This window comes from Pandoraea aquatica, assembly GCF_902459565.1.
Taxonomy (GTDB): domain Bacteria; phylum Pseudomonadota; class Gammaproteobacteria; order Burkholderiales; family Burkholderiaceae; genus Pandoraea; species Pandoraea aquatica.
Map to the genome: position 1 here is coordinate 18,246 of NZ_CABPSN010000011.1, position 13,400 is coordinate 31,645.

At 63.7% G+C, this 13,400-nt stretch carries 9 protein-coding genes; 7 read left to right on the forward strand and 2 right to left on the reverse strand.

Annotated features, from left to right (window positions below; genetic code table 11):
- Window positions 1–124: 124 nt before the first annotated feature.
- Window positions 125–3,217: a hypothetical protein gene (locus PAQ31011_RS24495; RefSeq protein ID WP_150578269.1), complete on the forward strand. Its 3,093-nt coding sequence runs from the start codon at window positions 125–127 to the stop codon at window positions 3,215–3,217.
- Window positions 3,218–3,274: 57 nt separating this feature from the next.
- On the opposite strand, the gene PAQ31011_RS24500 is transcribed toward PAQ31011_RS24495, so the two are convergent.
- On the reverse strand, window positions 3,275–5,434 hold the full coding sequence (locus tag PAQ31011_RS24500) for a TonB-dependent receptor family protein (RefSeq protein ID WP_150578270.1): 2,160 nt from the start codon (window positions 5,432–5,434) through the stop codon (window positions 3,275–3,277).
- A 515-nt stretch (window positions 5,435–5,949) separates the two neighbouring features.
- On the opposite strand from PAQ31011_RS24500, the gene hpaH reads away from it, so the two are divergent.
- The 6 genes from hpaH to PAQ31011_RS24530 are packed head-to-tail and all read left to right on the forward strand — an operon-like array spanning window position 5,950 to window position 11,956.
- On the forward strand, window positions 5,950–6,759 hold the full coding sequence (gene hpaH / locus PAQ31011_RS24505) for a 2-oxo-hept-4-ene-1,7-dioate hydratase (RefSeq protein WP_150578271.1): 810 nt from the start codon (window positions 5,950–5,952) through the stop codon (window positions 6,757–6,759).
- A 50-nt stretch (window positions 6,760–6,809) separates the two neighbouring features.
- Complete coding sequence (hpaI, locus tag PAQ31011_RS24510) at window positions 6,810–7,583, forward strand: 4-hydroxy-2-oxoheptanedioate aldolase (RefSeq protein ID WP_150578272.1); 774 nt, start codon at window positions 6,810–6,812, stop codon at window positions 7,581–7,583.
- Complete coding sequence (locus PAQ31011_RS24515) at window positions 7,580–9,055, forward strand: aldehyde dehydrogenase family protein (RefSeq protein ID WP_150578273.1); 1,476 nt, start codon at window positions 7,580–7,582, stop codon at window positions 9,053–9,055. Before hpaI ends, PAQ31011_RS24515 begins: the two co-directional genes overlap by 4 nt.
- A gap of 59 nt (window positions 9,056–9,114) precedes the next feature.
- Window positions 9,115–9,978, forward strand: a complete 864-nt coding sequence (locus tag PAQ31011_RS24520; protein WP_150578274.1) for a DODA-type extradiol aromatic ring-opening family dioxygenase — start codon at window positions 9,115–9,117, stop codon at window positions 9,976–9,978.
- A 12-nt stretch (window positions 9,979–9,990) separates the two neighbouring features.
- On the forward strand, window positions 9,991–10,944 hold the full coding sequence (locus PAQ31011_RS24525) for a fumarylacetoacetate hydrolase family protein (protein WP_150578275.1): 954 nt from the start codon (window positions 9,991–9,993) through the stop codon (window positions 10,942–10,944).
- A 4-nt stretch (window positions 10,945–10,948) separates the two neighbouring features.
- Window positions 10,949–11,956 carry a 2-dehydropantoate 2-reductase gene (locus tag PAQ31011_RS24530; RefSeq protein ID WP_150578276.1) on the forward strand — a complete coding sequence of 336 codons (1,008 nt, stop codon included), beginning with the start codon at window positions 10,949–10,951 and terminating at the stop codon, window positions 11,954–11,956.
- Window positions 11,957–12,037: 81 nt separating this feature from the next.
- Here the strand turns inward: PAQ31011_RS24530 and PAQ31011_RS24535 are convergent, their stop codons facing one another.
- Complete coding sequence (locus PAQ31011_RS24535; protein ID WP_150578277.1) at window positions 12,038–13,324, reverse strand: MFS transporter; 1,287 nt, start codon at window positions 13,322–13,324, stop codon at window positions 12,038–12,040.
- Between the last annotated feature and the right edge of the window lie 76 nt (window positions 13,325–13,400).

Here is a 13,400-nt window from a genome sequence, read left to right on the forward strand (position 1 = left end):
GCTCGCCCCGGCCAAGGGGCGAGCCGCATGACGAAGGCACGCGCAGCACACAAGACGTTGTTCGATAAATCACGAATGACACGGGGCAGCGATGAGCGAGGGGGCGAAGGCACGAAGGCCAGCGGTGAATGTGCGTCAGGCGGGCGTGCCGGTCGTCGGTGATGCCTCCGCCGCGACACCCGCGCTCGTCGATAATCGCCCGATCAGCCGCGCTCACGCGCAAATGCGAACCACCATCGACGCCAGCCCGCGCACCCGCGCGGTAGCGCAGCAGCAGGCGCTGGCGTCACCGTCGCCGCCCCCGTCGTCACCCGCCCCCATCCAGCGCGTCATCGATTTCTCGGCTGACGTCGAGCGGCAGTACACCAAAGACGCCTTTCTGACGAAGCTCATGCACGTCAGTGAGCTGACTTTTGACGAGATTCGGCGGACATGGATCGCCGCCGAAAAATCCGCAGAGCACATCACACTGCCGGACAACATCGAACTGGCCTGGGCCATGCTGGCGCCGTTCCGGCCCAAGCCGCCGAGACGCCGGGGCGCCAAACCCCGTGCGCTGCCCCAATACCCCCAAAACGACGTCCGCCTGCTCGATCAGGCCGCCAGCGCCATTCCGATGACGTCGCGTTTCGACGTGGGCAAACATCAGGCCGCCATCAGCAGCCACTTCCAGACGATTTTTCCGCCCGCGAAAGAGGAGTCGGAGGAAGCGCAGCAGCCCTGGAACCCCGAAGAGCCCGGCGAGTTCGAGGAGCATTTGTCCACGGTCGACTTCACGACGTGGGACAACCTGGCGCCCAAACAGAAGGGCGTGCTGCTGCGTCACCGGAACAATCCGAAGCTGCTGATGCGCGAGCTGAAAAACCTCGTCGCGCACACGTCGGACGACATGAGCGACTACCTCATCGCGCTCTACAGTCATCTCGCCGCGTTACGGGGAGACGCTCGTGCCGTGGGCGCGGAGGCTGGGCTGCACGACGAAGGCGAATACCTTCAGAGGATCGTCGACATCCGAAGCGGGAAGGCGCTGGGTTCCGAACCGTACAAACCGCCGAAATACAGTCAGGTGTCGTCCATCGACTGGACCGATAGGGACGAGCTGGTCGAGGATCATCCGTTCCTGCGTCAGCGAAGCGAGCAGTTGTACAAGCATCTGGACGCGCGGCGCGACAGGAATGCGCTGGATGTTCTCACCAAGTGGGCGTCGCCGGCCACGGGGGTGCAGAAGAACAACGTGGGCATGGATGTCGGCCTCTCGGCCAAGAGCCGCACGCCGGGCCATGCAGGCGACGACATCGCGTTGCTGGATTCGACGCTCGCACGGATTGCACCCATCGAAGGCACGCTTTACGCCGCCTATCCGAGAAACGATTCGCTCCAGCCGGGCCGACTGTTCAGTCAGGGCACACCGCTGAGTGCAAGCGAATCCGCCGGCGGCACGGTCGCGTTTTCGAAGGGCGGCATGAAGAAGAAAGGTGACCTGATGGATCGCTATCGCATCTACGCCAAGGGCATGAACGGCATTCCGATCAGCCCCGTCGCGCCGGATATCGGGCACGGGCAGCGGGAGGTCGTCTTTCGGGCGAGTGCGACGTTCAAGGTGCTCACCGTTGAGGAAGGCAACTTCGGCGCGGGCGTCACACGGCTCGTGACGATGGTCGAGCAAGGCGAGTCGACCTCGCAGATCGATGCCGTCAAGCAAAGTCAGGAAGCGCTGCTCAACCGCAACGACCGGTGGCTGACACAGCTCGACGACGTGGACATCGATCAGCGCACGCAATCGTGGTTCATCTCCAACAGCACGGGCGGCACCGTGGAGGGGCAGCGCGACGCAAGCTTCGCGTTTCCGTACGGGAAGAAGACCGCACAGGCATGGCACGACGTCATTACCGACAATGGCATCGATATCTGGTCGATAGAAGGATTCCGCACGGTCGCCGCACGCCTGGCGGGCGAGACCCGCAGCGAGGTTGAGTTCATCACGCAGGATGACGAGCCGTCATTCTGGGGGGCACCGGCGAAACTGTCGTCTCCGGAGCGCAAGGCGTTGACCGGACACGGCCTCTCGGTGACGAGCGCGAAGGGTAAAGGTAACAAGGGCCTGTTCAATGTGAGTTACCGGCAAGAGGACAAGGCATCGGCACTTGGCGAACTGCTTGCGCAAAGCAAGAAAGCGTTCGATGCCATTCTCGCCCCGAAGCCCAAACCGAAAGGACGTCTGCGGATCGATCCCGAAACGCAAACGGAAAACGACATTGCCCGGCTGGCGGCACGTGTTCAGCAGCAGATCAGCGTGCTGCATCCGCTGCACGATACCAACGGGCGCGTGAGTCGCGCCTACGCGTATCTGATTCTTCGTCGTGCGGGATATGGCGACAAGCCGCTACGGTTGTTCGATCAGGACAAGGACCAGACCACGTCGCGTGCAGACTGGGAAAACCAGTTCGCCAGCTATCAGCCGGAGGAAGAGGACGAAAACGACTGGTCGACGAGTTCCGGTCCGGTGACGGACATGGGCGGCGCTCGCAGCTTCATCGGCACGTTGGCGGGCGGCACGATGCCCTATCGGCTATCGGAAGTCGAGAAAGAGGAAAGGACGCTCAGTGCTCAGCGGGACATCGATGACCGCGACCTGTGGGTCGAGGAGGAGATGCTGGCGTTTGCGTCGCACCGACCGCCCTGGCTACCCCCCGAGTTGGGATTGGAGATGGACGCATTCGTCGCGTCCGACCTGAAGCGCAGGGAAGAGGAGGAAGAAGAGGCGCAGCAGGAGAAGACGGGCAAAAGGAACAAGAAGAAGCGGGTACGCGCGACGCCGTCGACAAAGCCGAAACGCTATGCCGATGCGGTGGCGCTTCAGCATCGGGTGACGATTGCGGTATCGAACAGGATTCAGTCCAGTCTTAACCGGAAGCGAAACTTCGACGAGGTCGAGGAGCAGAGTGCATCGGAGGAAGACGTTTCGGACCGGGACGACAGCGCGTCGGATATCGAGGACGATGAAGAGGTGCACTTCTCGGCCCGTCGCGTGGTTGTTGGCCGGCGTGGTCGACATGGCGGCCGTCATCTTCCGCAAGCATCGGACGACACCGATGACGACGCATACGAAGCGGACCACGACGAGCACGACGAACAGGACGAGGACGACGAGGAGAAGGACCCGGACTACCGGCCCGGCAACCAGAGGACGTACAAGAAGCCGAGGCGCGGTCGATAAAAAAGCCCCGCCGTCGAATCGAGGGCGGGGCTTTTTGCTGAGCGCAGGGAACGTCGATCAGAACCCGAAGTGCCCTTGCACGTAGACCATGCGCGGCGCACCCACCATACGGCCCGCGTTGCCGTCGACGTTACGCGTGTAGAAGCGCTTGTCGAACACGTTGTTCAGGCCCACGGTGACGTCGGCGTTCTTGTAGAACGGGATCTTGTAGCTCGCTTGCAAATTCCACACGCGGAAGCCCGGCACCTTGCCGTTGCTGCCGTCGGCAGATTCGGCTTCGGTGTTGGCCAGATCCGAGTACTGCGAGCTTTGGTGCGTGGTCGAAACGTTGAACGTCCACTGGCCGATCGCGTAGCGCGCGCCGAGCGTGTCGGTGAAGCGGGAGTAGAACGGCACGTCGAGACCCGAGGTCGCGCCGGACTTCTGGATAGCGCGTGTGAACGTGAAGTTGGCGTAGAGGTTCAGGCCGCGCAGCACGCTATCGCGATCGAACGTGTAGTCGATCGCGGTTTCGACGCCATCGTGGTCCGTCGCCCCGATGTTCTGGAAGACGGCCGGGTTCGAGCCGGGCACTTGCAGAATCTGGTTGTCGAACTTCATCTTGAACACCGTCAGCTCCGCCTTCCAGCGGTTGTCCGTCCAGCGCGTACCGATTTCATACGTGCGGGCCAGTTCCGGCTCCAACGGGTTCGTGGCCGACATCGAGTTCAACTGCGTGTTCTGCACCGGGCCGAACGACGTGCTGTAGTCCGCAAACACCGTCCACGCGCTGTTCACGAGATACGACAGGTTCACCGACGGCAACGCCTTGTTGTTGTCCGAGCGGAAGGTGGCCCCCGAGGCGTTGTCGACACGTTGCGAGTTGATGAATTCGTAACGCAGGCCTGGCGTGAAGCGCCAGTTACCCCACGCCATGCGGTCGTCGATGTAGAACGCGTTCGCGCTGGTGTAGTTGTTGAACGTCTGGGTGGCCGAGTTCTTGCCGGTGGCGAGCGTGGTCGTCCAGTTGTTGTCGTCGCCACGCTCATGGATGTAGCGATAGCCCACGGTCACGTCGTGCGCGGTCGGCCCAAAGAACAGACGCTGCGTGAAGCGCGGCTCGATGCCGAACGTCTCGTAGTTACGCGGCTGATGCGTGGTCGACGTGCCTGCTGCGTTGATGAGCGTGCTCTGACGGTAGCTCGAATTGTAGAACGTGCGGATCTCGAATTCTTGCGTCTCCGAGATCGTGTTCAGGTAACCGAAGTCGAGGCCCGTGCGATTGCCGCTCCAGTAGTCGTTCGGACGCGTGTTCTGGAACGGATCGGCGTTGAACTGTGCGACGGTAAGGCCGCCGGGCGTCATCGACTTCACGTCATAGTAGGAGAGCTTGCCGTACACCTGCTGGCTCGGCGAGATGTCGTAACGCCACTTCAGTGCAACGTCGTTCACATGCTCGTCGCTGCCCTTGCGCCAGTCGCGTCCGACCATACCCGAGTAAAGCAGCGCCAGACCGAGACCGTTGTCCATCTGCGTGCCGAGGAACGCGCCGTACTGAGTATTTGCGCCGCCACCCGTCGTGTAGATGTTCTCGCGCACGGTCGCGTCGGCGGTCAGCCCCGACGTGTTCGGGATCGAGCGTGTCTTGAAGTTGATGACGCCGCCCACGTTCTGCGGACCATAACGAACGGCACCGCCACTGCGCACAACGTCGATGCTCTCGATGTTGAACAAGCTGACCGGGGCGAACGACAACTGCGGCTGGCCGTAAGGCGCGACAGCCATCGGAATGCCGTCGAGCAGCACCGTCGAGCGCGGGGAGTAACGGCCGGTGAGGCCGCGCACACCGATGTTCAGCGAGATGGCGCTGCCGGCCGTGCCGGAGTTGTCCGTCGCCTGCACGCCGGGAATGCGGCGCATGACGTCGCCGATGCTCGTTGCGCCGGATTCTTCGATCTGCTCCTTCTTCACGACCGTACGCGCGCCCGGGAAGGTCTTCGCGCTGTTGTCGAGGCCCGTGCCCAGCCAGTCGCCGGAGACGTTCACCGCACCGAGTTCGACGTCGGCCTTGGCCTCGGCCGCCGACGTGGCTTGTTGCGCGTGTGCGGTACCGAGCGTGACCATCAGCAATGCGGCGGCGCAGGCGGTCGCGCGGGGCAAGCGGTGCAGACGATGGGCAGGAATAACAGCGGTGACAGCGGCAGGAGCAGCGGCGCGGCGACTTGCAGACATCTTCATCTTGGCAGACCTTCGTAACTTCGGGCGGTGGCGAGCGAGGCCGCTGAGGGATGTGCGTATCGGCTGTGGGCCGTGCCTGACGGCGAAGCACATCTGCGGCGTGCGGATTGTTATCGGTAAGACGTTGTAATAAAGCGACGCGGATTATAAATGCAAATCACTCTCATTTTTAATGGGTGTCGTCGAACGTCGGTCGGTATTTGAGCGAAGGGGTTGCGCCCGGGCGTAGTCGATCGGGGGTGCCGGGAAGAATGCGCGACATTACGCAGAGATGTCGTGCAATGCCTGAGGGAAACGGGAAGAAGCGATGGCAAACGTCAATTCCGCGTTTGCTTCAACGGTCGGTTGAGACTGTGGCTCCAACGCTACAACCGCACGGCGGATGGGGGTTTCGGGCGGTGTTGGATTATCCAGTTTTGCTTATCAATCGCCCAAAATCGATTGATTGTTCACGGCGCGTCGGGCCGCAAGAATAGGGGACTATTCAAGACAATGCCGACAACGGAGACCCCACGATGCCGAAGCTCGACGCCTCGACCCATCAGGCCCTTGCCCGCGAACTGCACGACGCCGAGCGTAGCCGCACGCCCGTGATGCAGTTCTCCCGCCGCTACCCCGAGATGACGATTGCCGACAGCTACGCGATTTCGCAGGCGTGGCTCGCGCTGAAGTTCGCCGAAGGCCGTCGTGTGATCGGGCACAAGATCGGGCTGACGTCGCGCGCCATGCAAGTCGCCGCGCAGATCACCGAACCCGATCACGGCACGCTGCTCGACGACATGCTCGTTGCCGACGGCGCAACGCTGGAGGCGTCGCGCTTCATCGTGCCGCGTCTCGAAGTGGAACTGGCGTTCATTCTCGCCAAGCCACTCAAGGGGCCGGGCGTGACGCTGTTCGACGTGCTGGACGCCACCGCCTGGGTGACGCCCGCATTGGAACTGATCGACGGTCGTATCGAGCTGTTCGATCGCGACACCAAAGCGCCCCGCAAAGTTTTCGACACGATTGCCGACAACGCGGCGAATGCCGCTGTGATTCTCGGCGGCCGTCCCGTCAAACCGGAGGCCATCGACCTGCGGTGGGCAGGCGCGCTGCTGTATCGCAACGGCGTGATCGAAGAGTCAGGCTTGAGTGCAGCGGTGCTCAACCACCCGGGCAACGGCATTGCGTGGCTCGCCAACAAGCTGGGCGCGTTCGACGAAGGGTTGCAGGCAGGCGAGATCGTGCTGGCCGGCTCGTTCACCCGGCCGGTGGCTTGTGCTGCGGGCGACGTCTTCCACGCGGACTACGGTCCGCTCGGCGCCATTGGCGTGCGCTTTGTCTGACGCTTCAGCTGACGCTTCGTCTGCGTCCTTCACATCAGGAAGCCCTTGTCATGAAAACACCCCCGAATGTCTTCCGTCAGGCGCTGGCACGAGGCGAGCGTCAGATCGGCCTGTGGATGGGACTTGCCACGCCGTACGCCGCCGAGCTGTGCGCGGGCAGCGGATTCGACTGGCTCGTGATCGACGGCGAGCATGCCCCCAACGATCTGCGCACGATGTTGGCGACGTTGCAGGCCGTTGCGCCCTATCCGGTGCACCCGGTCGTGCGTCTGCCACACGGCGACGCCGCGCTCATCAAGCAAGTGCTCGAAATCGGCGCGACGACCGTGCTTGTGCCGATGGTCGAGTCGGCCGCGATGGCGCGCGATCTCGCGAGCGCCACGCGTTACCCGCCGCAGGGCACGCGCGGTGTCGGCAGCGGACTGGCGCGCTCGTCGCGCTGGAATCGCTATGAGGACTATCTGCACGCCGCGAACGATACGACGTGTCTGCTCGTGCAGGTGGAGACGGCCGACGCACTCGCACAGGTCGATGAGATTGCCGCCGTCGATGGCGTGCATGGCGTGTTCATCGGCCCGGCCGATCTTGCGGCATCGATGGGCTACCTCGGGCAGGCCACACACCCCGAAGTGCGCAAGGCAATCGAAGACGGCATCGCGCGCATTCGTCGCGCGGGCAAGGCGGCGGGCATTCTGTGTGTCGACGAGACGTTGGCGAAACATTACCTCGACCTCGGGGTGACGTTCATCGCGGTCGGTATCGACACCACGTTGCTGGCCAGCGCGAGCCGAGCGCTGGCCGCGAAGTTTGGAGAGAAGGCATGAGTGATACCCGTTTTGACGTCGCCGGCGTGTCAGTGTCGCCGGACCATTACATCGATGGCCGCCGCGTGGCGTCCTCCGAGACGTTCGAGTGCGTCTCGCCCATCGACCAGACGCATCTGGGCGACATCGCCAGCGGCAATCTTGGACACGTCGATGCTGCGGTGACGTCGGCCTCGCTGGCGTTTCCCGCATGGGCGGCGCTGAGCGCGGCGCAACGTCAGCCGTATCTCCAGCGCTTCGCCGATGCCATCGGCCGACGCGCCGACGTGTTCGCCACGCTGGAGAGCGCAGACGCCGGCGTGCTTCGCTCACGCATGGCGCACGGCGTCGTGCCGCGCGCCATGCAGAACATCACGTGGTTTGCCGAGCACGCGCTGACGTTGCAGGACCGCGTGATCGAGACACCGCAGGCCCGCCACCTCGTGCGTCACGATCCGGCCGGTGTCGTGGCCATCATCACGCCGTGGAATTCGCCGCTGATGCTGGCGACGTGGAAGATCGGCCCGGCGCTGGCATCCGGTAACACGGTGGTGCTCAAAGCGCCCGAGTGGGCACCGCTGACGTCGTCGCTGCTGGCGGATTGCGCGCACGAGGCGGGATTGCCACCTGGCGTCTTCAACCTGTTGCAGGGCTCGGGCCCACAGACCGGGGCGGCGCTGGTCAGCGATGCGAGGCTCGCACGTATCTCGTTCACCGGCTCGGTCGCCACGGCCAAATGGATCGCGAAGACGGCCGCCGACAACCTCGTGCCGTGCAGCCTGGAACTCGGCGGCAAGTCGGCGTTCATCGTGTTGGCCGACGCCGATCTCGACGCCGCTGCTGCCACCGCCGCACTGATGTACCGCAACGCCGGGCAGGTGTGCCTTGCGGGGACGCGTCTGCTCGTGCATGCGGATGTCGCGCCCGTGTTCATCGAAAAGCTGCGCGAGGTGGTCGGGCGTCTCGTCGTGGGCGATCCGCGCGACGCCGCGACCGAAGTCGGTCCGATCATCCACATGCGTCAGCTCGAACGGGTGCAGGGGTTCGTCGAAAGAGCGGTCGCGGGCGGCGCTCGCCTGCTGTGGGGCGGTACGCGACATGACTTCGGCGCGCAGTATTTCGCACCGACGCTGCTCACCGATCTGCGTCAGCACGACGAGATCGTGCAGCAGGAAGTGTTCGGCCCGGTGCTCACGCTGCAAACGTTCGCGAGCGACGACGAAGTCGTCGGCATGGCCAACGGTACCGACTACGGGCTGGGCGGCGTTTGCTATGGCGACGAGGCGCATGCCATCGCGATTGCCGAGCGCGTGCGTACGGGGTTCATCTGGATCAACAGCTTCGGCATTCGCGATCTGGCCGCGCCGTTCGGCGGCATCAAACGCTCGGGCGTCGGACGCGAAGGCGGCGACTGGAGCTTCGAATTCTTCTGCGACGTGAAGGATGTCGTCGTGCCGAAGCAACCGTTCAAAGCGAGCTTCAGCCATCGCTGATGGTGCGACGTCGCATCGTCAAAACAATCAGCAAGACAACAGGACAAGAGGAGAGCAGCATGGGACAGATCGTTGGCGCGGCGCTGGTGTCGCATCACCCCGGCCTGATGCAGTGTGAGGAGTTTCGCGTGTTGCAGGGCGCGGGCGCGGATTCGGACTTGATTCCCGGTTACGCGCGGTTGCGCGAGCGCATCGACGCGGTGCGTCCGGACGTCGTCATGATTTTCGATTCGCACTGGTTCACCACGGGCTATCACCTGGTCGACGGCGGCGCGCGTTACTCGGGCATGTACACGTCGGACGAGATGCCGTGGTATCTGCACGGCGTGCCGTACGACTATCGCGGACACCCGGAACTGGCGCTCGCCATCGATGGCGTGGCACGCGAGCGCGGCGTGCGTGCACGAGCGGTCCAGCATCCGGATCTCGCGCGGCATTACCCGACGATCAACGTCATCAAACAGTTGCGCCTCGAAGCAACGCCGATCGTCACCGTGAGTTCGTGTCAGAACTGCGAGCCGCAGCACTTCCTGCAATCGGGCGAGGTGATTGGCGAGGCGATTCGCCGCAGCGACTTGCGGGTGGTGATGCTCGCGTCCGGCGCGCTGAGTCACAAGTTCAACGGCATCGACTGGAAGCCGAATCATCCGCGCATCTTTCACGAGAGCAATGTGTCGCGTCCGGAGAACATCGAGAGCGACAAGCGCGCCATCGAAGCGTTTCGCGAGGGGCGTCACGACCGGATTCTGGCGGACTGGGATACGGACTACCGGAAGCGTCCGTGGGAAGCGCACGGCGCGCACTATTTGCAGATGGTCGGTGCGCTCGGCGGGGCCGAATGCCGCAGTGCGGGCACGGTGCTGTCCGACTACGAGAACGCGCGTGGCACGGGTAACGTGCACATCTGGTTCGACACGATCTGACGAGGCGACATCATGGATTTCGAATTTCCGCTGCGTGAATTGCCTGCGGTGATGCGTGGCCCGCGTGTCGAGCGTCGCCATATTCTGCTGGGCGGCAGTGCGTACTGGGGCACGATTGTCGAAGAGGGCGGTGCGTCACAGGGCATGCTGCGGCTCGACGACGGACGTCTCGTCGATCCGCAAACGGTGACGCATCTGCCGCCGGTGAATCCGTCGAAGATCATCGCCGTGCACATCTCCTATCGCTCGCGTAGCATGGAGACGCGCAATAAGCCCAAGCCCACCGACACGCCGACGTACTTCATGAAGCCGACGACGTCGCTGAACGGACATGACGGTCAGATTCTGAAGCCGAGCGATTGCCGGTATCTGAACTACGAAAGCGAATATGCCGTGGTGATCGGGCGCACGTGTCGCAACGTGCTGCCCGACGAAGCATGGGATTACATCGAGGGCTTTTGTCCGGCGCTGGACATGGGCTTGCAGGACTTTCGCGACACCGATCAGGGATCGATGCTGCGGGTGAAGGGCGCGGACACGCTGCTGCCCATCGGACCGGGTATTGTGCGAGGCGTGAATCTGTTCGAGCAGACGTTGCGCACCTATCGCAACGGACGCGTCGTGCAGGAAGCGCACATCGGCGACGAGACGATCTGGGGTCCGCATTACGTGATCGCGGACATTGCGCGTCACATCACGCTGTTGCCGGGCGACGTCATTCTGATGGGCACGCCCTGTCATTCGCGTTCGGTGGATGCGGGCGATCTGGTGGAATGCGAGATTACGGGATTGGGGCGGTTGTCCGGGCGGGTCGTGCAGATCGATGCGCCGCGCGCGGCGGCGCTCGGTGTGGGCCATCCGCCGGGCGATAGTCCGGAAGTGCGCCGTGTGGCGCTGGGTTTTGACGAACGTGTGCCGGAGCGATTCAAAGAGAACTATCGTCTCGCGGCACATCAACCGGAGTGAACGGATGAAGGTGACGATCATTGGCGCGGGTGCCATCGGTGGACTGATCGGGCAACGACTCGCGGCAACGGGCGAGGCGCAGGTCAGCGCGCTGGCGCGCGGCGCGACGCTGGCCGCACTGCGTGAGCGGGGCTGGCGAGTCAGGCAGGGCGAGACGCTGGCGACCGGCCCGGTGGCGGCGGCGCATCCGTTGGAAGACGCGGCGAAGCTTGGCGAGCAGGATCTGGTGGTGATCGCGGTGAAGGGGCCGGCGCTGGCGCAGGTCGCGGCGTCGGTGGTGCCGTTGCTCGGTCCGCAAACACTCGTGTTACCGGCGATGAATGGCGTGCCGTGGTGGTTCTGCCAGGGCGTCCCAGGGTTTGCGGATGGAGCGAGCGGTGGCGATGCGACGCTGACGAGCATCGATCCGGAGGGTGCCATCGGTGCGGCGATTCCGCTGGCGAACGTGATCGGTTGCGTGGTGCACGCAAGCGCTTCGACGCCGGAGCCGGGGCTGGTCGATCACAAGATGGGCCGTGGACTGATTATCGGTGAGCCGGGCGGCGGTGCGAGCGAGCGCGTGCAGCGTCTGGCGGCGCTGCTTGAGCGTGCGGGCTTCGAGGCGAAGGCGTCGGAGAACGTGCGTCTGGACATCTGGTACAAGCTCTGGGGCAATCTGACGATGAACCCGGTGTCGGCGATCACGGGCGCGACCATCGACCGGTTGCTCGACGATCCGCTGGTGCGCGACTTCTGCTCGGCGGCCATGCGCGAGGCGGCGGCCATCGGTGCGAAGATCGGCTGCGCCATCGACCAGTCGCCGGAAGACCGTCATCAGGTGACGGCAAAGCTGGGGGCGTTCAAGACGTCGATGTTGCAAGACGTGGAAGCGAATCGTCCCATCGAACTCGACGCATTGGTCAGCGTGGTGCGCGAGATCGGTCAGCGTGTCGGCGTAGCGACCCCGAACATCGACGCGCTGCTGGGCCTGACCCGACTGTTCGGTCGGGTGCATGGGTTGTACCCGCAGTAAGTCGTCGTTCGTCGTTGTCGACGCAATAGAGAAGGGGCACTGCGGTGCCCCTTTCTTGTGGGTTCGGATGACGCGCGCTGATCAACGCACGCCCGTGTGGCGGTACACCTGACTGAGCGCCATCAGTCCCACGGCGGCGGCGGCCATCATGTAGAAGCTCGGCGCGAGTTTGCTGCCCGTCGCGGTGATCAGCCAGGTCAGAATGAACGGGGCGAAGCCGCCGAAGAACGTCACCGACAGGTTGTACGACAGCGACAGGCCCGTCGTGCGCGTCTTCACCGGGAAGATCTCCGAGGCCAGCGCCGGGAGCGGCGCAAAGTACATCGTCATCAACACGCCCAACACCGTTTGCAATGCCAGCATCACGCCGAAGCTCGGGTGCGTCGACAGCAGCCAGAACATCGGCCAGATCGTCACGAGCAGCAGCGCGGCGGCGATCATCATCGGTTTCGCACGTCCCACACGATCCGACCACGCGCCGACGACCGGCGACAGGAACATCTGCACGATCCCCGTTGCGACCGTCGCCGCGAACGCGACCGACGCGGGCAAGCCCAGCTGCTTGATCGCATACGTCGGCATGTACAGCACCAGATACGTCGATACCGTCGCGACGACCACCGCGCCGACCGCCAGCAACAGGCGCATCTTCTGATGGCTCAACGTGTCGCGTAGCGGCGTTTGCGTCGGTTCAGATTCCAGAAACTCCGGCGTCTCGCTCACGTGACGGCGGATGTAATACGCCACCGGGCCGATCAGCAGCCCGAACAGGAACGGCACGCGCCAGCCCCAGCTCATCATCTGATCCGGGGTCAACGTGCTCGTCAGCACTGCGCCGAAGCCCGCCGCGAGTAGTGTCGTCAGCCCCTGACTCGCGACCTGAAAGCTCGCGAAGAAGCCACGTCGTTGCGGGGCGTGTTCGGCGAGGAACGCCGTGGCGCTGCCGAACTCGCCGCCCGCCGAAAAGCCCTGAATCATGCGCGCCAGCACAATGCCTGCCGGTGCGAGCAAGCCGATGGTCTCGTACGTCGGCATGAACGCGATGATCGCCGTGCCTGCCATCATCAGCAAAATCGTGAGCGTCAGCGCTTCACGACGTCCCCGTCGATCCGCATAGACGCCGATCACAATCGCACCCAGCGGCCGCATGAAGAACGACACGCCGAATGTGCCGAGCGTGAGCAGCAGCGAGGTCGTGTCGTCGTGCGTGGGGAAGAACAGCTTCGAGATCGTGACAGCGAAAAAGCCGTACACGACGAGATCGAACCATTCGAGCGCGTTACCGATGGACGCCGATATCACCGCGCGCCAGGTGTGGGAAGTCGAGTGCCCGCGAATGTGGGCACCGTCAGCCGTTGCAGTGTTCATGAAGTCTCCAGTCGTTGTTTTATGTGTTGAGCATGCTTCTTGAGCGTTGTGCGGCGAGCATGCGCGCCGTGTGGAT